General features: G+C 61.3%; 17 protein-coding genes. 1 reads left to right on the top strand and 16 read right to left on the bottom strand.

Going from position 1 to position 19,949, the window contains the following annotated elements:
- Positions 1-152 precede the first annotated feature (152 nt).
- The 9 genes from PLU72_16540 to PLU72_16500 are packed head-to-tail and all read right to left on the bottom strand — an operon-like array spanning position 153 to position 8,680.
- On the bottom strand, positions 153-671 hold the full coding sequence (locus tag PLU72_16540) for a LysM domain-containing protein (GenBank protein HOT29787.1): 519 nt from the start codon (positions 669-671) through the stop codon (positions 153-155).
- On the bottom strand, positions 668-1,255 hold the full coding sequence (locus PLU72_16535; protein HOT29786.1) for a prepilin-type N-terminal cleavage/methylation domain-containing protein: 588 nt from the start codon (positions 1,253-1,255) through the stop codon (positions 668-670). Before PLU72_16535 ends, PLU72_16540 begins: the two co-directional genes overlap by 4 nt.
- 8 nt (positions 1,256-1,263) lie before the next feature.
- Positions 1,264-1,791 carry a hypothetical protein gene (locus PLU72_16530; protein ID HOT29785.1) on the bottom strand — a complete coding sequence of 176 codons (528 nt, stop codon included), beginning with the start codon at positions 1,789-1,791 and terminating at the stop codon, positions 1,264-1,266.
- On the bottom strand, positions 1,788-2,813 hold the full coding sequence (locus tag PLU72_16525) for a zf-HC2 domain-containing protein (GenBank protein HOT29784.1): 1,026 nt from the start codon (positions 2,811-2,813) through the stop codon (positions 1,788-1,790). The genes PLU72_16530 and PLU72_16525 overlap by 4 nt, the downstream gene beginning before the upstream one ends.
- Positions 2,803-3,375 carry a sigma-70 family RNA polymerase sigma factor gene (locus PLU72_16520; protein HOT29783.1) on the bottom strand — a complete coding sequence of 191 codons (573 nt, stop codon included), beginning with the start codon at positions 3,373-3,375 and terminating at the stop codon, positions 2,803-2,805. Before PLU72_16520 ends, PLU72_16525 begins: the two co-directional genes overlap by 11 nt.
- Positions 3,376-3,408: 33 nt before the next feature.
- Positions 3,409-5,724 carry a hypothetical protein gene (locus PLU72_16515; GenBank protein HOT29782.1) on the bottom strand — a complete coding sequence of 772 codons (2,316 nt, stop codon included), beginning with the start codon at positions 5,722-5,724 and terminating at the stop codon, positions 3,409-3,411.
- The gene (locus PLU72_16510; protein ID HOT29781.1) at positions 5,721-6,557 is read right to left on the bottom strand and encodes a tetratricopeptide repeat protein; all 837 of its coding nucleotides are present in this window, start codon (positions 6,555-6,557) and stop codon (positions 5,721-5,723) included. The genes PLU72_16515 and PLU72_16510 overlap by 4 nt, the downstream gene beginning before the upstream one ends.
- 21 nt (positions 6,558-6,578) lie before the next feature.
- Positions 6,579-7,595 (bottom strand): polysaccharide deacetylase family protein, encoded by a 1,017-nt coding sequence (locus PLU72_16505; protein HOT29780.1) that lies wholly within the window; start codon positions 7,593-7,595, stop codon positions 6,579-6,581.
- Positions 7,592-8,680: a glycosyltransferase family 4 protein gene (locus PLU72_16500; protein ID HOT29779.1), complete on the bottom strand. Its 1,089-nt coding sequence runs from the start codon at positions 8,678-8,680 to the stop codon at positions 7,592-7,594. The genes PLU72_16505 and PLU72_16500 overlap by 4 nt, the downstream gene beginning before the upstream one ends.
- A gap of 89 nt (positions 8,681-8,769) precedes the next feature.
- On the opposite strand from PLU72_16500, the gene PLU72_16495 reads away from it, so the two are divergent.
- Positions 8,770-9,444, top strand: coding sequence for a hypothetical protein (locus PLU72_16495; protein HOT29778.1), 675 nt, complete (start codon positions 8,770-8,772; stop codon positions 9,442-9,444).
- A 111-nt stretch (positions 9,445-9,555) separates the two neighbouring features.
- Here the strand turns inward: PLU72_16495 and PLU72_16490 are convergent, their stop codons facing one another.
- From PLU72_16490 to PLU72_16460, 7 genes are read right to left on the bottom strand one after another with little or no spacing between them, the layout of a single operon-like run.
- Positions 9,556-10,170: a hypothetical protein gene (locus tag PLU72_16490; protein ID HOT29777.1), complete on the bottom strand. Its 615-nt coding sequence runs from the start codon at positions 10,168-10,170 to the stop codon at positions 9,556-9,558.
- A gap of 25 nt (positions 10,171-10,195) precedes the next feature.
- A complete protein-coding gene (locus PLU72_16485) occupies positions 10,196-12,508 on the bottom strand; it encodes a 6-bladed beta-propeller (GenBank protein ID HOT29776.1) in 2,313 nt (770 codons plus the stop codon).
- A 14-nt stretch (positions 12,509-12,522) separates the two neighbouring features.
- Positions 12,523-14,124 carry a hypothetical protein gene (locus PLU72_16480; protein ID HOT29775.1) on the bottom strand — a complete coding sequence of 534 codons (1,602 nt, stop codon included), beginning with the start codon at positions 14,122-14,124 and terminating at the stop codon, positions 12,523-12,525.
- A complete protein-coding gene (gene yihA / locus PLU72_16475) occupies positions 14,121-15,083 on the bottom strand; it encodes a ribosome biogenesis GTP-binding protein YihA/YsxC (protein ID HOT29774.1) in 963 nt (320 codons plus the stop codon). The genes PLU72_16480 and yihA overlap by 4 nt, the downstream gene beginning before the upstream one ends.
- Positions 15,080-17,776 (bottom strand): endopeptidase La, encoded by a 2,697-nt coding sequence (gene lon, locus PLU72_16470; GenBank protein HOT29773.1) that lies wholly within the window; start codon positions 17,774-17,776, stop codon positions 15,080-15,082. Before lon ends, yihA begins: the two co-directional genes overlap by 4 nt.
- Entirely contained in the window at positions 17,773-17,925 is a 153-nt protein-coding gene (locus PLU72_16465) for a hypothetical protein (protein HOT29772.1), read from the bottom strand. The genes lon and PLU72_16465 overlap by 4 nt, the downstream gene beginning before the upstream one ends.
- On the bottom strand, positions 17,922-19,931 hold the full coding sequence (locus PLU72_16460) for a glycine--tRNA ligase subunit beta (protein HOT29771.1): 2,010 nt from the start codon (positions 19,929-19,931) through the stop codon (positions 17,922-17,924). The genes PLU72_16465 and PLU72_16460 overlap by 4 nt, the downstream gene beginning before the upstream one ends.
- Between the last annotated feature and the right edge of the window lie 18 nt (positions 19,932-19,949).

Genomic DNA, 19,949 nt, shown 5'->3' with positions numbered 1-19,949 from the left:
TCTTATCAGCTCATCATACGAGGCGGAAAAAGGATATTTCAATTCTACGAACGAAATCGTACCCTGTCAAGGAACCTGAGGCGCAAGGGTACGACGGACAAAAAGGAACCCGCCGCTCGTGCGGCGGGGCGATGTGGCTAGAAAACTCCAGATCAGCGTTCGTTCGATGTTGCGGGGGCCTGGTCGTCCTTGATATTCTTCGGATCGACTTTTTTCCCACCCAGGATTTTCAGGATCGAAACCGACTTGGGGTCGACGGGTTTCAGTTCCCGGCCGTCCTCGTCCTTGAGGGGCTCTTTTTTCGAGCCGGAACCGGTCTTGGATTCCGAACTCGAACTCGAACTCGAGCCGGCGTTCGAGGAAAGCTTGCTGATGAGACTCTTGCGTTTCGCCGGGTCGACTTCCTGGGCGACCTTCTTCATATCGTCGAAGGACGGAATGATGATTTCGCGACCCACCGGAATCATCCGGGGGTTGTCGATGTTGTTCACCTCGAGGAATACGGGGTACAGGGTCGGATCATTGTAATATTTGGCGGAGAGTTCCCAGAGCGTGTCGCCTTCCTTCATGGTGTAGGTCGTTCCGGCGATGGCCGGCGACGTTCCGACGAGCGATGCGAACAGCACCAGCATGAGAGCACCGGTCAGACATTCCCGTTTCACGTTCATCATGAGCTTCCTCCTGTCGTTCCCTTGGTTCGTGCAGCGTTCCAGTAGATTTCGGCTTCGTCCAGTTGGCCGGCCGTTTTGAAAAACTTTGGAAACAGCGCCGCGCGGAGCGTGACCTTGTTCTCGCGGCTCGACGTCGTGCGCTTCGCGTCATCGCGTTCGTCATCGACGATGATCGTGATGTTCAGATACTTCCCGAAATCGTTCGACTCCTCGGTGATCGAGAAGCTTGCGACCTTTGCCTGGCTGATGATGCGGTCGCGCGTATCGCCGGCCCTGCGGACTGAACCGTTTTCGTATTCGTAGGTGATGGGGATGACGGAACCGTCTTTTTTCGTGTTGAATTTGAAGGTCAGATCGTCGCCGGATTTTTCGATCGTCGGCGCATCGGGCGTGGCAAGACGGATGTCGGTCTTGAGATATTCCATCAGGATACTGCCGGCCCTCAGGTTCGTCAGTTTCATCTGGGTTTTGGAAAACGTGCCGAAGGTGCCGGCCATGATCTTGTAAAGGACGCCAGATACGAGGGCGCCGACGATCACGACGACCATCACCTCGACCAGCGTGAATCCCTGTTTTCGTTTCATATCGCCTTTCAATCCATGACGATGGTGTACAGAACGACCTCGTCGTCAGCGTTCACGGATCCCGCCCGAACGTGGGCAACCCTGACGGAGACGAGATAGTTCGGCACCTCGCCCCGCTTCTTGAAATAGTCCATCAGCTTGCCGAGGAGCTTCGTGCTCGTCGCCTTGTATTTCGTGATCGACATGCTGCGCGTGTATTCCTTGTTTTCGATCGGCGGAATGGCGGGTTTCGAGCCTGGCGGCTTGCTCATCTTGTTCAGAAAATCCATGATTTCCTTGTCGTTGTTCAGCGTCTTCAGTTTGCCTGCGGGCTCGGTGACGATCGCGTCGAGTTCGGAGGCTTTCCGGTCGCGCATGAAGTTGATCAGGTCGGAAGCATAGTTCGTTTCCTCTATTTCGCGCGCGTTGCTGACTACGCCGCGCGTGCCGAACCGGAACATGTTGTAGATGGGAAGGAACGCAAAACTCACGAAGACGAGAGCCACGAGGATCTCGAGCATGGAAAAGCCGGGTTGCCGGCGAGTCAGGCTGGTCATTCGCCCTCCAGCTTCGTGACCGGGCGGCCGCCAAAGGGGCTGATCACGGGTTCCGGGTCTTCTCTTGGCGTGGATTGAACGCTCGCGGGAGTCTGAGCGTGTGAGTGGAACGCATCGGGCGAAGGTTCCGCCGGCGAGGCGACGGGCGACGTTTCGTCCGCGGGCGCCAGCCGGTGAATGGAGTCGGAAGCGGTTTCAGAAGCGACGACCACCACGCCGGTGGATATTTCGGGCGTCTGGGGGGGAGCAGGAACGGCGAGCGGGAGGGGTTCAGAGCCCCCCCTCCGGAAGCGGAACGCCGTGCCCCGGCGGAGTCGCACGGCATTCGATGCCGCCGTTCCGGTGATCTCGAGGGTGGCATCGGCCATTCTGATGCGGTCATCACCGACGGTCAGGGTGAACTCGGGCGCCGCAGGAGTTTCGACGACGGCTTCGCCGGAAATCCAGTCGATGGCGGCCGTTCGGAGCACGATCGTCGCGCTTCCGTCGAGAACGACCGGGGCGATTCGCTGGCCGTTCACGAAGATCGCCATCCGGCCCCGGACGGGAAATCCCTCTCCGAGCTGACCGTAACAGGTGCTTCCGCGCGCCAGAACCTTTCGCCCGAAGGAGGACTGGTCGCCCAGGCCCATCACGACGATCATGTCGAGTTGCTGGCTATCCTGCGTACCGCGGGGTACGTTCAGGTGGAAGATGAGGCCGCAGGCAACGACGAGCATGAACGCAACGGCGTAGGCGAGGAGCCTGGATGCCCGGGCCGGCGGGACTTGCCGGCCGGCAGCGGCGGGTTCCGGCCGGAGGCCTTCGGCGGCGATTCTTCGCATGACGAGATCGCGCAGGCGCATCGATTCGATCACGGGCTGGAGGACGTCCTTGAGGGATTTTTCCCGTTGCCGGATCTCGTGGAAGGCTGCCTGACAGTCGCGGCACGCGGAAAGATGCCGCCGGATTTCGGAGGATTCCTGGGCGGTCACGTCTCCGTCAATATATCTGCTCAGCAGTTCTTCGCGTTCACATGACATGTTCTGCATCCCGCTTTCCGCGCAGTGCCTGGCGCGCCTTGAAAATGCGGTTTTTCACGGTCTGGAGGGGCAGGTCGAGAACGTCGGCGATTTCCTCGTAGGGGAGATCCTGGAGGATGCGCATCATGAGCGGTGTCCGAAGGTCTTCCGGCAGGTCGAGGATGTCGCGGAACGTGCGCCGGAACTCCTCGTGCATCTCGGCATGGGACGCCGGATCGTTCCTGGGAAGAGGAGAATTCATTCGAGCGATGCATTCTTCCGGGACGGTGGCGATGGGAGGATCGTTCCGCTGTTTCCGGAAACGGTCGATCATGACGTTTCGGGCGATTTTCAGCAGCCAGGCGGAAAACCTGCGCGAGGCATCAAACGAAGACAGGTGCCGGAACGCCTTGATGAAGGCCTCCTGGGCGATATCTTCAGCCTCGGGCAGACTTCGGACCTGGGACAGCAGGTAGCTGTACATGAGCCGCTCGTACCTTTCCACCATGATGCCGAACTGGTCGGTGTCGCCTTCGAGAACGGCCGACACCACCTCGGCATCAGAGCGTTGATCGTTTCCCATCTTCTTATACTCGCGTCGGCGACAAAAGTTTTCTCATTGTTCGTAGACGTATTCCCCGTCCATGGGGCCCATGGAGAGACCGTGGAAATCCTCGCTCGTCATGTCGTTCTTGCCGTTTGCATTGAACCGCTCGCAGAGCTCCCCGCGCATGAAGCCCCATTCGATGATGCCGCCCTTTTCGATCAGGGGCGCCATGTCGTCGACGGCAACCCCGCCGATCAGGTGGACCGGCTTGTCGGTGAGCACTTTGCCGGAACCGCCGTTGCAGGCGACCAGGAACGCGTGAAGCTCGGGGTATCCCTTCGTCTCCCCGCTGGGGAAGCCGCCAGTACGGATGATGATGTTTCCCCCGGCCACGAGGGTGAGCCACCCGAAGTTGTCGGGCGTCTTGATGTTATAAACGCCTGGATATACCATCGGGTTGATGACCGGCTTCGAGATGATGATGTCCTTCTTCGACCAGATGATGCCGCCCTTCAGCATCAGCAGAGGCTCGTCGATCTCGACAGAAGAATCGAACCCGATGATCTGGTTCAGGTAGCAGGCCTTCTTCCCGTTCGGGAGGCTTGTCGATGTGTCGATGAACTCGTCCTGGAAGAAGGTGCATTTCGAGAGGGGAAGGACGCCGTTGCCTGCCGGTTTCTGGGTGATGAGAAAACTCGTTCGCTGTTTGAGGGCGTCGAAATATCTTGAATCGACCTTGATCGCATTCACTCTTCCCGTGTAGTGCAGATTTTCATCGGATTTGAACTCGTAATCGGGAACGCAGAGCTTCGTCGGGCCGTCCCGCACATAGTCGTTCTGCTGTAACGCTTCGATGCTGTTCCAGGCCTGGACGGTGTGTGGTTTCGCAAGGTTCACGAGTGCATCCAGGTAGCACATCGGGCGGTCCGAAGAGGGTACAAGATAGGACGGAGCCAGGCTGTTCTTGTATCGGTCGTATTCGAGAACGGATTTGTTCGTGGCGGGATCCGGGCTGAGGATCGTATTGACGGCCTGTTTCGACTGATCGTAGTTGCCGGAAAGCGTATCGATCCATGTGTTGATGGACGATGCGAAACCGAGATATTCCCCCGAAGACATGTATTTCAACGGCCAGACGTTTCCTCCGAAGAGAAAGGCCCAGATGCGGAGATATTTGCGCTTTACCTTTCCGAAGACGAGGGTCGGGGTGCAGAGTTCGGGGGTGCCGAAGAGGTGCAGGGCACTGGCTTTCGTGATGTCGGTTTTGAAGCCTGCGAAGAGGTTTTGCCCCGACATGGGCGGCGCCTCGAGATTTTCGATCGGGATGGGCGGGCTTCCGCCGACATGGCTGAAAAAGCCGTAATCGACGTAACAGATCTTCATCACCGGCGGGTTCGCCTCGGGAACGCCGTGGGAAGCCAGCCACTGGGTCCACATCTGGGATCCGCGCCAGCCGAGGGACTGATCCGTATAATAGCAATGAAAATACTCGCCGTATTTGTTCTTGTTGCTCGAATCGGAGGCGTCGTCGGGCATCTTTCCCTGGGAGCCGGACATGATTTTCAGGGTGATGCCTTCGCCGCTGTTTCCGGAGCCGCCAAGATACACCCATCCGTTCTGGTTGAGGTCATCGGCGGTCTCGACGACCGGAGGGGTCCCCGGATTGAACTGGACGCGCGGAAGGGACTGGTTCCCCGTGATGCGCATGTTGAACAACTGGAGCGGCGGATCGGCGTCGACGACGGTTCCGTCGTCGTGGATCTCCTTCAGCCGGTTGAGCTTGTCGGGGTCGATCGAGGCCGCGTTGCTGACGAAGAAGGTGAACCGGTGGAACGGCGCCGCGAACAGGCGGGTCAGCAGGAACTGCTTGCTGATCTTGCAGTGCTTCCGGTGGTTTCTGTGGGTGACGACGACATCGGCTGATATATATCCATATCTCTCGAATGGGGAGTTTTCGAGGCCCGCCATATAGGAAGAGAAATTGTTTTTATCGGGTATCTCGACGCTGTATTTCACGGCGATGTCGAGCTCCCCCCAGCGTGACTTGAACTCCTCTCGGATCTGCTTCACGACGTCGAGTTCGCCGATCACATCGTCGTATGAGACGTCCTTGATCTTTTTCTTGCCGTTGAACACCATGTCCATGATGTTCTCTTCGGATTTCTTGTCGTACGTCTCGAAATCGCGCTGCAGCTTGCGGACGGTCAGCCTCCCGATCGCCGTTGCGATCTGGTAGAGGCGCTCGTTGATCGACGCGCGAGCGGTGAGCCCCGTTTCGTGTCTGACGCGGCCGATCATCGTGGCAAAAAAGATCGTGACGAAGATGAGGCCGACGGCGACCACGACGAGCACCATGCCGGTGCGGCCGATCGATGTCCGCGTCATACGGAACGTTTCCTGAGCTGCTGGACCAGCTTGACGACGCGGACGTTCGCGGGATCGAGATCGACCGTGCGCTGAAGATGCGCCTTCGCCGCTTCCGGTTCGTCGAGGATCAGATCGCAGAGACCGAGATGGAACTGGATCGTCGGGTTGAACGGGTAGTCTTTAGCGGCCTGGACGAGGTAGTCGCGGGCGGAGATGTAATCGCCTTCCTGTGTAAAAAGCGCGCCCAGAACGACTTTCGCCGTTTTGGTGTCTTCCGACTCGGGGAACCGGGCGACCATGTCGAGCAGCAGAGCGCGTGCCTCGTCGCGCCGGTCGAGATGCAGGAGCACCTGGGCCTTTTCGAGGATGGCGTTCGTGTCGGACGGATCGATCTCGAGAGTCTTCTGATAATAATCGAGGGCCTGGGCGAAATCTCCCTTCCGCCGGTAGGCGTCGGCGAGGTCGTTGTGGGCGTTCGAGTCGAGGGAGTCGAGCTCGGTGGCCTTGCCGTATTCCCTGATCGCGTCCTCGGTTCGGCCGAGGTCGAAGTATGCGTCGCCGAGCCAGTTGTACAGCAGGGCGCAGTCGGGAGAGAGGCGGATGGCCTCCTTCAGGTTGTAGACCGATTCGGTCACGAGGCCTTTTTTCCCGTAGACGATGCCGAGGCCGGCATAGGCAGGCGCGAAGGCCTGGTCGCGCTCGAGGGCCTTCTGGTAATAGAAAATCGCCTTGTCGAGAAGGCCCTTTTCGAAATAGGCCATGCCGATCGCAGACAGGGCGCTCGCCGGATTCCGGCCTTCCTTCAGGCATTTCTGCGCTTTCTTGATGATCTCGTCTGGATGGAGAATCATGTTTCCATTATATCACAAGATTCAGACGCGTCCCCGCAGAAACCCGTACACACGGCTCGCAACGGGATGCGCTCTCAGCCACAAACCGACGACGAACCGCGCCAGTCCGCTTTTTTTCACGGGAAAGCGGTGAATCGCGAAGGGGTCTATTCCGACCGCGTTCGCCCCCGTCGATGTCGCGAGCGCCCCCCGGTAGCCGACCTCGCGGGCGACCCGCCGCGTCAACTCGTCGTGGGCCCCCCAGGGCCAGCAGAAGACGTCGCAACCGGACTCATGCCAACGTTCGAACCGTTGCCTCGATTTCGAGAGATCGTCTCGCACGCGCCGTTCACGCTGGGCATCCGTTTCGATCTCGAAAAACCCGGATTCGAGCTCGCTTCCGATCGTCATATGCGTATCTCCTGCTTCCAAAAGCCGCCTGAACCGCTCCTTGTTCGGAACCCAGGCATTCACAACAAGACCGGGTTTTCTGGGAAACACGGGAAGATCCGAAACGTCGGGGACTCCACGCCAGGCAGGAGGAATCGCCCAGTGGTCGTCCGTTCGCGGATAGAAGCCGGTGATTCGGGAGCCGCAGAAGGCCTGTGAGTGCTCCCAGCCGTGCGAATGTGTCTCGATTCCGTTTTCCAGGAGCAGGTCGAGTTCGGCCTCCGAAAGGAAATCGCCGAGGTCTCCCCTCCGGGCCGCCGTGTGAGCCGTCGTGAACGGGCGATGTTCCCGAGCGGGAGGGGACGAATCGGGCCTCACGAGGGATCCGACGGCGAACACGGTCGCCCGCAGACCGTGTTGTTTGAGGATCGGCATCGCTTCCGTGAGGTTGTCGCGAAACCCGTCGTCGAAGGTGATCGCGAGTGACTTCCGTGGCGCCGGCGCAATTCCCGTCACATGATCGATCAACTGGCGCATCGTGAGCGTTTTCCAGCCGTGCCGTGCGAGATAGGCCATCTGCGCTGCGAACAAGGGAGTCGGAACGCTGAGATGGATCGGGTCCGGGGCGCCGACGCGATGATAATACAGGACGGGAACGGATCGGTTCATGAGGCCGGGATGCCGAGATCGCGATAGGCGCGGAGCGTCGCATCGACCATGGAGTCCCGGGAGAAAAAGTCGACGGCCGCTTCCCGACGTCTCAGGCGTTCCTCCGGCCGCTCCCGCACGTTCATGGAGAGGATGCCGCGTGCGAGATCGGCTTCGTTTCCGCTTTCGAAGAGGCTGATCGGAACGAGTTCGTTCATCTCGCGGTTCGCCGGGATATCCGAGGCGAGGACGGGAACGCCCATCGAGAGTGACTCGCGGACGGTCCCCGAAAATCCTTCCTCGTAGGAGGCGTTGACGGTGAAGGTCGAGCGGGAGATCAGCGCCGGCACGTCGTTTCTATAGCCAAGTATATGTATACGTTCACGCAGGGGGTGTCCCTCCAGTTTCGCCGGCAGCGGCCCCGAATCGGTGCCGTTTCCGGCGATGACGAGATGGAGGGCGGGCCAGCCTTCCGCGGCTTTCGGGAACGCCCCCAGCAGGAGGTCGTGGCCCTTGTTGCGATGGTAATTTCCCACCAAGAGGCCGACGGGAGCGTGTTCCGGAACGGGCCACGGGCCGGACAGAGGCTCGCGCGAAGCCGGACTGAACCGGTTCGTATCGGTCGCCGAATACACGACGCGGATCCGGCGCTCCTCCACCCCGATCTCTTTCAGGCGGTCCGCGACGGCCCTGCTGACGGCGATGTAGCCTCGGACGGCCGGGGTCCGATATTTCACGAGGCTGACAGGATTGAAATCGGGCCTGAAGAGCACTCTGCGGGTGACGATCAGGCCGCGGAACCGATGCACAAGCGCCACGAGCGCCCACTGGGTATGGGCCCAGGCGCGGTGGACGTTCACCACGTCGGGTCGGAATTCCCTGAACGCATTTGCAAGTCCGGCGATGGACACGGGGTTGAGTTCGCCGCGGTAGTCATGGGGGCGAAGTCGCACGCCGTGTGAGGAGGCTCGCCGTTCGAGCTCGCTTCCTCGCTGGCACATCAGGAGGACGTCGTGACCTCGCGCGGCCTGGCCCATTGCCAGAAGAAGCGCCTGCTGTTGCCCGCCGCTCCAGGTGTGACCTTCGAGGGAATGAAGAATGCGCATGGGCTAAGATGCTATCGGCAGCATTCCCACATGTCAAGTACGGCCGCTTCGCGAAGCGCCCCTACACCGGATTTCGGAAATGTGCTATCGTGCAATACGATATGAAACGGCTTTTCCTGATATTCGTTCTGGTATCGGTCGTCGCGGCTTCCGGGTGCGGGGGGAACGGCGGAGGTTCCGCCTCCACCGGGCCCTTCAGGGGTGGCATCGTTCCCGTGCGCATCACCCAGGAGGGCGCCAACGACCGTGACGGCATGTTCGCCTACGCGGGCGGCGACGGTGTCACGGGCGGCTGGATCGAAAACGCCCAAGGCACCCGCATTTCCGACACGCTTCGTCTGAACAACTACCTCATGCGATACGAGACCACCCTCGTCGGCGGCCTGAACTCGTTCAATATCGGAAATTATACGTTAAAATACACCAGGAACGGCGAGACGAACGCCCTTCTCGTCGAAAATCTCTCCTGGACGCTTTCGAACAACTTCTCGGGAACGCCCCGCCTCGAGTATGACGGTCAGCAGGCCGCGATCTATTACGATCCGCTTCCCGGCGTGGGCGTCGTGAAATACTTCATGCGGCTTCTGGACAGCTCCAGCAATTTCGTCTATTACGAAAGCATCCCCAACACCTACTCGGGAAGCATCCGCGAATCGATCAGCCCGCGAAGCGGCCGCTGGGAGATTCATCTCATCGCCGACACGTATGAAAACGACGTGCTGAAACGACGCAACATCCACGTTTTCCCCGACGTGTTCAATTGAACATGCTTCGCATTGTTGCGACAGAGCGGGTTTCAACCCCGCTCCTACGCACTGAAACGCTCGATTGCCAACGGAGGGGCGCTGTGTGAAACGCGCCCTGGGTGTTTCGTCTCAGGGTTTGTCCCAATACCAGGCGAAGTAGAGATCGTCGGTGGCTTCGTAGACGGATGAGATGGCCGAGGGGACGGCGGCGCATTCCTGCTTCGGCCCGAGCGTGCGCGTCAGGCCCCCCTGCCCCGTTACCTCGGCCGTTCCCTTGAGGACGGCCACGCGTGTAAGATACGGGGCGACCTTCACGATGACGATGCCCGATCTGAACTCGACCTTCGCCCATGGCGACAGAACGAGGTTTAGAGGAGGCTCACCGGCCGTCTGTTCGAACCGGAAGCCGGCCAGGCCGGACTCGACCTCCCAGGCGGAAACGTCGGCACGCCGAATCTTCGTCCGCTCGCGGAGTCTGATCTGGTGCCCGTCCGGCCCGTCGATCCTGGCCTGACCGGTTTCCCGGGTATCGACCTTTTCGCCGATCCATATCGGCGCGTTCCGGCTCTCCGACATCGCCTCGGTCGAGCGGCTCGACCGTTCGATCGTCACCCCTCCGGAAAACGATGCGACATGCCATTCCGCCTGGACGGTACCGGTTGCGGTCTGACCGAAACAGATCACCGCCTGGAAGAAAATGAGAGCCCACACGAGGAGCGTGTTCGCCGGCATCTTCCGATACATTGTATTTGCCTCGGGGCGCATCGACTCAGGGCTTCGTGAGTCGGTAGAGGTGCACCGACCGGTCCTCGCCGTCACCGACGGCAATCATTCCGTCACGTCGCACCGCAACGGACGTCGGAATCCACTGCCGTCCGCCGGCAGGGGGCTGGATTCTTAGCAGAAGTCGCCCCGCCTGGTCGAAACGCATGATACGGTGGCCTTCCCCGTCGGCGACCCAGATATAGCCCCAGGGGTCGATCTCGAGCGCGACGGGATCTTTTGAGGAGGTCGGGAAAGAGCCGAGGGCTTTCCCGTCTCGGGAAAACTTCTGGACTCGGCCATTCTTGCCTTCGAGCACCCAAACAATATCATTCGCTATTCGAACGCTGACGGGCTCGGTGATGTAGCCGTCGAGCTCGCCCTTCTTTCCGAAGCCTCCTCGATAGACGCCGTCGAGGCCGAACCGGAGGATCTTCGTGTTGCCGCGGTCCGTCACCCAGACCTGGTCGCCGTCGATGAAGACGCCGTGCGGCAGGTCGAGCTGCCCCGTCTTTGTGCCCCAGGTTCCGATCGCGCGGATAAAGGTTCCGTCGGCATCGAACAGATGAACGGTATGGGCCGCCGTATCGGACACGACGATCCCGGAGGTGGCGACGGAGATGTCGATGGGCAGGCCAAGCATTCCGGGCCCCTTCCCCTTCTTTCCAAGCGCGGTGATCAGGCGGCCGTCGTCGATGAACCGCAAGAGCCGGCGGTTCTGACTGTCGACGACCCAGAGGGTCCCGTCCTCAGCCCATGTCATTCCTTTCGGCCAGCTGAACGCATCGTTGGGGCCGCCCTCTCCAACCACAAACTTTTTCAGGATCGTCAGCGTTGCCGATGCTCCCGGATCTTCACACGGAACGACCGGCGGGATGGAAAGAACTTCGGGAGCGGGAAGAGTCGATTCGAACGCCTGGGAAGCGGCCGCCGGAGCAGGAACGTCGATCGCCGGGCTTGCCTGCGCCGCCTGGTCGGCCGGCCCCGTCAGGGTCGCGATGTCGACCTCGGGAAGAGACGCGACGGGCGGGTCACCGGCCGAAGCCGAGGCAACGATCGGCGTTTCCGGGATGACCGGCTGAACCGACGACCCGAATGCCGCCGTCTGGGTCGGGCCGGCGAACGCGAGCGTGGACTTCACGACGTCGACCGGCTTTTCCGAGCCCGCCAGCGGAACCCGCAGGGATGCCATCAACTGGGTCGCGCCCTGAAGATGTTCGGGGGGAATGGTCATCGTGAACCGCCAGGGCTGGGCGCGGTATTCGATACCGTTCACGTTTCCGAACGGAGGCAGATCGGGCTTCATCGCGAAGGTGATGATGTCGCCTGCCGACGACTGGACGGCAAGCTCGGTCATATCGAGACGGATGACCTGGCCTTCCGCGCTCGGCATCAGTCCGCTGAGCGGAGACCAGGTGATCTCGAGGCGCACGTCGCCTGCATCGCCGCGGGCCATCGTCAGGCGAACTTCCGGAAAGGTCGGGAAGGAAAAGTCGGCCAGGCGCCGGCGCGACTGCGGATCGATGGCGCGCACGTGGTACACCGCGCCGTTGATGAGACCGGCCGGGATGAATCGGACGCCCCGGGTGCCTGCCGGGAAACACTGCCCCTGCGCCGTTTGTTCAACGCCCTTCGCATCGAGCACGAAAACCTGCATACATGCCTCGAGCGGGGTTCCCTCGGGAATGTCCGCTCCGAAGCGCAGTTCGATCGGCTTGAAGGGATCCGCATACCCGTTTCCCGAGGGCATGAGCATGACGGGACCGGTTGAATCGGCCGGAACCGGACCGACCGCCGCCGGTACGGAGACGGAAGGCGGCTCTATCGGAGTCTGCGTCGCGACCGGGAGCGGAAGATACGTTTCCGACGGAGCGGTTGCCTGCTGCAAAGCCTGGGGTGCCGGGACTGGCGCCTGCGTCGACGAGGCAGTATCCGTGACCTGCGGCGACTTTCCCGTATCCTTCACCCGGAGGGTGAAGCCAATTTCTCCCGGCGCATCGGCCGAGGGACGCACTTTCACTTCGTAGATTCCCGGTTCGGGGAGGTCGACCGTTTTCAGTCCCGCGTCGGATTTCTTCTGGATGGAGGTGTCGGACGTCAGGACGATCTCGACGACCTTCACGGTCTGGCACGGTTTCCCCTGACGGTCGATGACTTCGAACTCGATCTGGCGGGGCTTGTCGATCAGCATGTAGTTGCTGATCGCGGCCTCGGCGGGCCTGTCGGAAGGGAACAAGCCGTTGTATTCGAACAGACCTTCCGCATGCAGGGTTACAGACAGGGCGACGAGCATCGCCGTCAAGGAAAGAAACCGATTCATGAGTTACTCCCGAGTTATTTGGTCCAGAGCGATTTTGGGTAGAACTTTCGGAGGGTGCTCCAGACGGACTGCGCTTCGATATAATCGCCGTGTTGCTTATACAGATCGGCCAGCAGAGCCAGCGCATGCTGAGACTTGAGGGAATCGGGCCGCCGGGTCAGATAGACCAGCAGCGTGTCGATGGCCTTGATCGGGAACCGCTCATACAGAGCGAGAGCCGAGATCAGCAGCCTGTCCGTAGGCGACGTCATCAGGAAGAACGGCCGAAGAATATCGTTCATCATTTTTTTCTCGCGCTCGGCGACGGCTTTTCCGGCGTTTTCGATCGTTTCCCAGGCGCGCATGCGGTTGTCGCACGCGGCGAGGTAGATCGCCTGCATCGGGATGCCGCGGACGGTGAGGGTGCTGGTGAACGTCTCGAGAAGCGAGCCGAGATCCGACTTCGCTTCGGTGAGGGTCGCGCTGAGAGCGTCGAGTTCCGTGAGCGCTTCCATGGTCACGACCGGCAGAACGCCGTTGTCATAGGGGAACGACGTCGCGTGATCGATGACGAGGGCGCGGACGGCGGAACGGAACTCGGCCTTGTCGAGATTTTCAGGGGTCAGGATGTCGAGAAGCCGCTCGACGGCGACGCGCTCTTTCCAGGTTTCGAGCGACTGGAGCTGCTCCATGAACGTGGCCGCGCGGGCCGGGTCTCTCAGCTCGTAGCGGCACACGGTCGCGGCCTGGAACATTGCCCGACCGCGAAGTTCCTCGTCGGCCTGCGGATAATCGCTCAGGAACGCAGCCATCCGTTCGAGCCGCTGGTTCGGTGCAAGGTGATGGCGGTGCTCGCGCACCAGGTTCATGAAGCTCACTTCGCAGCGGTGGTATGCCGGCTGTTTCCGGTCGAGCGCCGCCGAGAGTTCCAGCTCCGCGGCGGGAGCGGCCGCGCCGAAATACCCGCCTTCGATGGCTTCTTCGAGCGCGCGAATGGCGCTGTCGCCGGTCAATTTGCCGTCACGAACCTGGCTGAGCGCCTCGGCGACGAGTTCGGAACCCTTCTTGAACCGCTTCTTGTCGCGGCGGATCGTGCGATTCCGTGTCGGCATCTCGGTGAGGGCCGTTTCGGCAGACCGGTACATGTGGGCCGTCAGGTGGCCGTCGAACTGGAGGGATTCGAGCTTTGCGCGCTTCGAGCCTCTCGCGAGGGATTTCGCGGCTGCAAGGGCGGCTTCGGCTTCGGCGGCGTTCCCGTCGGCATATTCGATCAGCGCCTTGCGCATCTGGACGTCGCATGCATGGCGACCGTGGGGATACAGGGACAGATACGTGTCGATCGCGATCCGGAGTTCCTCGAAAAGGTCGGGGTGAATGCAGCGGGTGGCGAGGGCGAGCGCCTCTTCCCGCTGGCGCTTTCCGGACGCGGGCGTGGTCAGCGAAAGGGCAGTCTGAAACGCCTTGCGATACATCTTCCCGGCTTCGTCGGGCGCGGTGTCGGCCAACCCGTCAGCCGCCGTCACCAGGCGAGAAGCCTCGAGCAACGCCGTTGGTGCGGCGAACGCACCGGACGGCTGAAATAATCCTACGAGTGCCAATACTGCCAGGGCGGCTGTTGCGGTCGTCATCCTGCTCATTTTGATTCTCCTCCCTCAGGTTTCAAATCGTTCGGACGTTGCGGGGCTTTATCCCGCCCCTCGGTTTTCTGACCTGCATTTCTGCGGTTCCGATCTCGTCGTCGCTGGTGCCCCTGCTGATGTTGGCCTTCACGACGCGGGCCCAGGGGCCCCTGCCCTCCTCCCTGCGGACGCTGCCGGCCCTGACCTTGTCCCTGCGGGGGCTGTTGATCGCCGGCGGCGGGTGGTTGTGCCTGTTCCGCTTGCGGAGCATCGGGGGAAGGGGGCTTCTGGGAATCGGCCTGGCCGGGTCTACGGTCACGCCGGCCGCGCCGGCCGCCGTCGCCCTGTCGTTCGGCGCGGCGCGGTTTCGAGACGGATCGCTGAATCTCCTCGCCCGCCGCAAGCCGGACGAATGCCTCGAGGACGTCGTCCTTTCCCTGTCCGGTCTGGGCGGAAAAGACGATGCCGGGGCCGTCGGTGTGGAGGTCGCGCATGATCTGGCGGAACATGCGGATCTGTTGCTGGGTCGAAAGCTTGTCCGCCTTGTTGAGAATGGCAAGGTAGTTGAAGTTCTGATCCTGGATCCACTTGAACATCTGCTTGTCGAGCGAACTCGGCGAGTGCCTCAGATCGATGATTTGCACGACGGCCTTGAGCGTCGGGCAAGCCTCGAAAAACTCGTCCATCATCTTCTGGATGCGTTCTCTCGTGATCTTCGAAGCTTTCGCGTAGCCGTAGCCGGGAAGATCGACGATATAAAACGCCTCGTTGAACTGGTAGAAGTTGATGGTGAGGGTTTTTCCGGGGGTCGAACTCGTTTTCGCGAGCTCTCGGCGGCCGGCAAGATTGTTGATGAGCGACGATTTGCCGACGTTGCTCCGGCCGACGAGGGCGATGACAGGCAGGCCGTCCGTCGGCAACGCATCCTTGCTCGTCACGCATGCGTTGAAAACGGCGGAAGTGACTTTGACGGTCATACCCTTGCGCTCCGCTTCTTGCGTGTTTTGTTGATGGCCTTCTCGTGCTTCTCGCGACCGAGGTCCTTCAGCCGCTTTTTCCTGCCCGAGGGGCCCCCGAACGGCCAGTCGGGAAACTCGAGCGGCGTGGTCTTGGGCTCGCCGGTCAGAGCGAGCTTGAGGACTTCCGACGCATCCTTCACGCGGGTGATGTTCATGACGTTCCGGATTTCCTCGGGAATCTCTGTCAGGTCCTTCTCGTTTTCGGCCGACAGGATAATATTGTGAATATTATGTCTGTGCGCCGCGAGGAGTTTTTCCTTGATTCCGCCGACCGGAAGCACCTTTCCGCGCAGGGTGATTTCACCCGTCATCGCGACGTCCTTGCTCACCGGCACTTCGTTCAGCGCGGAGTAGATAGCGGTCGCTATTGCTATGCCGGCGGACGGACCGTCCTTCGGAACGCCGCCCTCGGGGAAGTGAACGTGCAGATCGATCTTCTCGTAGTCGATCGGGCGCATCTTCAGTTCGGGCGCGTGGCTTCGCAGATACGAGATGCCCGCGTGGACGGACTCCTTCATGACGTTGCCGAGCGAGCCGGTGAGGATGATCTTCCCGCGGCCGGGCATCACCGCGACTTCGATCGGCAGGATCGTTCCGCCGACTTCGGTCCAGGCAAGGCCCGTGACGACGCCGATCTCGTCCTTCTCTTCCTTTTTGTCGATGTGGAAGGTGGGAACGCCGAGATACGACTCGATGCTCGCGGCCGTGACGACGATCGGGCCGATCGCGGCACGCGCGGCGAGTTCGGCTTCGGTCATTTTCGCCCCCTTCGCCTCGCCGCCGTTCTTCCCTTCGCGGGGCTCCTTCGACTCCTTCGACTCCTTCGCCTGTTTCGCGTCGGAAGCCGCTTCAGCCTGAGCATCCTTTTCATCGCTGTCATCCGTGTTGGTCTTGATGTCGGACTTCTGGAGCTTCACGATGATATTGCGCGCCACTTTCCGGCCGACGGCGGCAAGCTCACGCTCGAGACTCCGGACGCCGGCTTCCCGGGTGTATTTCCGGATGACCTCGATGATGGCCGAATCTTGGATCGTGATATCGTACTTGTCGATGCCGTTCGATTCGAGCTGCTTGGGAACCAGGTATTTCTTCGCGATCTGGACTTTTTCCTCTTCGGTGTATCCGGGAAGATATACGATCTCGAGGCGATCCTTCAGCGCCGGCGGGATGGTGTGTGGAACGTTCGCCGTCGTGAGGAAGAGCACTTTTGACACGTCGAACGGCGTGGCGATGAAATGGTCGGAAAACGCATGGTTCTGCTCGGGGTCGAGCACCTCGAGAAGAGCCGAACTCGGGTCGCCGCGGAAGTCCATTCCCATCTTGTCGATTTCGTCGAGCAGGATGACGGGGTTCCGGGTGCCGGTGTCACGCAGAGCCTGAATGATACGGCCGGGAAGGGCGCCGATGTAGGTGCGCCGGTGGCCGCGAATCTCGGCCTCGTCGCGCATGCCGCCGAGCGAGATGCGGGCGAACTTGCGGTTGAGCGCGCGGGCGATCGAGCGGCCGAGCGAGGTCTTGCCGACGCCGGGAGGGCCGATCAGGCAAAGGATCGGGCCCTTGATCGATTTCTTCAGCTTGCATACCGCCAGATACTCGATGATCCGCTCTTTGACCTTCTTGAGGCCGAAGTGGTCCTCGTTGAGAATGGCCTCGCACTTCTCGATGTCGATGCGGTCCTTCGATTGCTTGGACCAGGGCAGCGAAACGAGCCAGTCGATGTAGTTGCGGGAAACGGTCGCCTCGGCGGAGCCCGGCGGCATCTTCATCAGCTTGTTCAGCTCTTTGTCCGCCTTCGTTCGGGCGTCTTCGGGCATCTTCGCCTTCGCGATCGCCTCCTTCAACTCCTCGAGCTCGTCTCCGCGCTCCTCGCCCTCGCCGAGCTCTTTCTGGATCGCCTTCATCTGCTCGCGCAGGTAGTATTCCTTCTGGATCTGCTCCATCTGCTTGCGAACCTGGCCGCGGATCTTCTTTTCGACCATCATGATCTCGAGCTCGCGGTTGAGGATCGTGGCGATCTTCTCGAGGCGGGCGCGGGGCTCGAACGCCTCAAGGATCTCCTGCTTCTCTTCGACCTTGAGCTGGAGGTGGGCCGTGATGATGTCGGCAAGCCGTCCCGGCTCCTCGACGTTGTTGGCGACCATGATGACTTCGAGGGGGATCTTCTTGTTCAGCTTCACATACTGCTCGAACAGGCTGATCACGTTCCGCATGAGCGCCTGCAGCTCGACCGTCTTCTCGTCGGCGATGACGACTTCCGCCGCTTCGACCTCGAAGCAGTCGTCGTCCTTGGTGAACCTGTCGATCTTCACACGGGTCGTCCCTTCGACGAGAATCTTGAGAATGCCGTCGGGCAGCTTGAGGAGTTGAAGAATTTCGGCGACGGTCCCCGTGGTGTACAGGTCCTCGACGCTCGGATCGTCGGTCTTCGCGACTTTCTGCGCGCAGAGGATGATCTTGCGGTCCTTCATCATCGCTTCCTCGATCGAGCGGATCGATTTCTTGCGGCCGACGAACAGCGGGACCACCATATACGGAAACACGACCACGTCGCGCAGAGGCAGCAACGGATACGTGCCCTTGATTCCGTCGCGTCCTGCGCCGCCGGCGGGAGGAGTTGCTGGGGTGTTGGGATGGTCTTCAGAAGCGATCATGCGATATATTCCTCCTGGGATGTTGACAGGGACATCTCACGCGCGTGCGCGAGCGAGTTTACGTTTACGAGCCAAGGCCTGTTCCCGGGCCGCGACGGGACCGAGACGACGAAACTCCGGAAGCCGGCGGGCGGAAGCGTCCGAGTCATGCGGCACCTCCTGCCGCCGCCGATGTCTGCTGTTTCTGCGCGCCGCCGATGAACGGCAGGCGACGAAGCTGGCAGGCATATCGTCTGAGCAGGGCGACGCGACGGCCGATATCCGGCCGGGAGAGATCGAGAGCGGTGGGAAGATCCATGAGGCATGCTTCGGCGTGGATTCTCGCGCCGGCGAGGTGTTCGAACAGATCGACGTATGAGAGGCAGGACGGATGCTCGAGGAGCTCGAGCTTCGCGTGCAGGGCCTTTTCCGGCGGCGTCTCGGGCGGCAGGGGAAGCTCGGAGGTGCCGGCGAGCGCGAGCCTCTGCTGGAGCCTGCCGAGCAGGGATTTGAGCTGATCCGCATCTGCGGGAACGCCGTCTTTCCAGGAGCGGGCGGCCGTCAGGATCGAAACGGGATCGATCGGGCCCTCGGGAATCAGCCAGTCGAACTTCCGCCTGTCGATGCCCTCGCGCTGCATTTTCCGTGTGAGAGCCTCCAGCCAGAACGTTCTTGCGGCGGCGACGTCGGAGACTCCGGCGGCCTGTATAATATCAACACATATATTATTTGAGACGAGCAGGTTCAGAATCCTGTCCGCAATCGCCTCCCTGTTTCCATCGGCCGGCAGTTCACGCAGTCTGGCCAGCATGCCGGCCAGAGAGCAGACGATCGCGATGCGGTCGGTGGGCATCACGTCGCGTCCGGCCCAGAACCCGGCCGTGTCGCGGACGATCGAGACCGTTTCGGGAGGGACGCCCTTGCGCTCTGCGACGACGGCGATCAGCGTTCCGGCGAGCTCGGGGTATTTGCGGACGATCGCGAAACAGTATTCCGACATCGCCAGCAGAATGACTCGGTCGACCTGCGACTCCTGGATTTCGGCGGCAAGCCCAGGAAGCCTGCTCAGCTGCTGGGCCGTCCTGGACACGTTCAAGGCAGCGTCGTACATCGTTCCGTTGCCGGAGGGCTGGGGCAGCTGGCGAAGCCCCGCCGCCCATTCGTCGAGGGGCTTTGCGAGATCCGCAGCCCAGGCGTCGGCGGCGGCCATCATTCGTCGCTCGATATCGCGGGCGCGCACGTCGGCCTCGTTCGAAGCGAGATTGCGCTTCTCGACGAACCCGATGAGTTTCGGGAGCAGCCCTCCGCGTGACGATTCCGTCGGCAGGTAGGCGGGGGATTCCCCGAGAATCTGCATGTAGACCGGATCTGGTAGTTCGATCCAGGCGTCGTCCCTCAGGTTGATGACAACGGGCTGGGGCCGCTCGACTTCGAATGCGATACGCTCGAGGATGCGCGGCTCCTTCCGCACCGTTGCGCCGGATTCGACGACCGACTGGAAGTGGGAATCCATGAGCTTCTGCCGGTCGGCGGGGAGCTGGGTCAGCCCGAGTCCCGCCATGATGCCGGGATACTCGACAGCCGACGGAACGCCGATCTTGCGGAACACTCCGCCTTCCAGCAGACCGGTGTCCCTTCCCGACGTGACGCCGTCGATCGAGCAGGAAACGATCTTTTCGTCGGCGAGAGCGCAGACATAGGCCGGCGGCTGCGGAAACGCCGCATCGTCGTTCCACGGTCTGCCCGTCCAGGGGAGGGCCGCCAGGATCGCAGGAATGAGCTTCGGGATGATGTCGAGGGACGGTCTCCCCTTATCCCCGCGGCGGGCGAACAGGAACTTTTCTCCGTCGACGTCGCGAACCACGAGATCTTTGAGCTCGACGCCCTGGGCTGATGCGAATCCGCGGGCGGCTGGTGTTGGAAGCCTGTTGAAATCATACGCGACCGACGCTTTGGGACCGCGGATCTCGGTCATCTGGTCGGTTTGGGACTCGGGGATGCCGTCGATGAGGATGCCGACTCGATGCGCGCTTATCCAGAGCCTGGCGCGGCCAGCCTGGATGCGCTCCCGTGTGAAAACGGCAAGAACGGCCGCCGGAGCATCGCGGAGATCGCGTGCCAGCGTCCCGTAGGGCAACCCCCAGAACCCTGCTTCCAGCAGAAATGCGTGTGGCAAAAAGACTCCCCGAACAAT

The sequence above is a fragment of the Candidatus Ozemobacteraceae bacterium genome (assembly GCA_035373905.1).
In the GTDB taxonomy this organism is placed as follows: Bacteria; Muiribacteriota; Ozemobacteria; order Ozemobacterales; family Ozemobacteraceae; genus MWAR01.
Note: the sequence above shows the minus strand (reverse complement) of the source record. Positions and strands in the feature narration are given on the sequence as shown.

Coding starts and splice junctions, on each gene's coding strand:
- PLU72_16540 (HOT29787.1), bottom strand. CDS start 671: ATGATGAACGTGAAACGGGAATGTCTGACCGGTGCTCTCATGCTGGTG.
- PLU72_16535 (HOT29786.1), bottom strand. CDS start 1,255: ATGAAACGAAAACAGGGATTCACGCTGGTCGAGGTGATGGTCGTCGTG.
- PLU72_16530 (HOT29785.1), bottom strand. CDS start 1,791: ATGACCAGCCTGACTCGCCGGCAACCCGGCTTTTCCATGCTCGAGATC.
- PLU72_16525 (HOT29784.1), bottom strand. CDS start 2,813: ATGTCATGTGAACGCGAAGAACTGCTGAGCAGATATATTGACGGAGAC.
- PLU72_16520 (HOT29783.1), bottom strand. CDS start 3,375: ATGGGAAACGATCAACGCTCTGATGCCGAGGTGGTGTCGGCCGTTCTC.
- PLU72_16515 (HOT29782.1), bottom strand. CDS start 5,724: ATGACGCGGACATCGATCGGCCGCACCGGCATGGTGCTCGTCGTGGTC.
- PLU72_16510 (HOT29781.1), bottom strand. CDS start 6,557: ATGATTCTCCATCCAGACGAGATCATCAAGAAAGCGCAGAAATGCCTG.
- PLU72_16505 (HOT29780.1), bottom strand. CDS start 7,595: ATGAACCGATCCGTTCCCGTCCTGTATTATCATCGCGTCGGCGCCCCG.
- PLU72_16500 (HOT29779.1), bottom strand. CDS start 8,680: ATGCGCATTCTTCATTCCCTCGAAGGTCACACCTGGAGCGGCGGGCAA.
- PLU72_16490 (HOT29777.1), bottom strand. CDS start 10,170: ATGTATCGGAAGATGCCGGCGAACACGCTCCTCGTGTGGGCTCTCATT.
- PLU72_16485 (HOT29776.1), bottom strand. CDS start 12,508: ATGAATCGGTTTCTTTCCTTGACGGCGATGCTCGTCGCCCTGTCTGTA.
- PLU72_16480 (HOT29775.1), bottom strand. CDS start 14,124: ATGAGCAGGATGACGACCGCAACAGCCGCCCTGGCAGTATTGGCACTC.
- yihA (HOT29774.1), bottom strand. CDS start 15,083: ATGACCGTCAAAGTCACTTCCGCCGTTTTCAACGCATGCGTGACGAGC.
- lon (HOT29773.1), bottom strand. CDS start 17,776: ATGATCGCTTCTGAAGACCATCCCAACACCCCAGCAACTCCTCCCGCC.
- PLU72_16465 (HOT29772.1), bottom strand. CDS start 17,925: ATGACTCGGACGCTTCCGCCCGCCGGCTTCCGGAGTTTCGTCGTCTCG.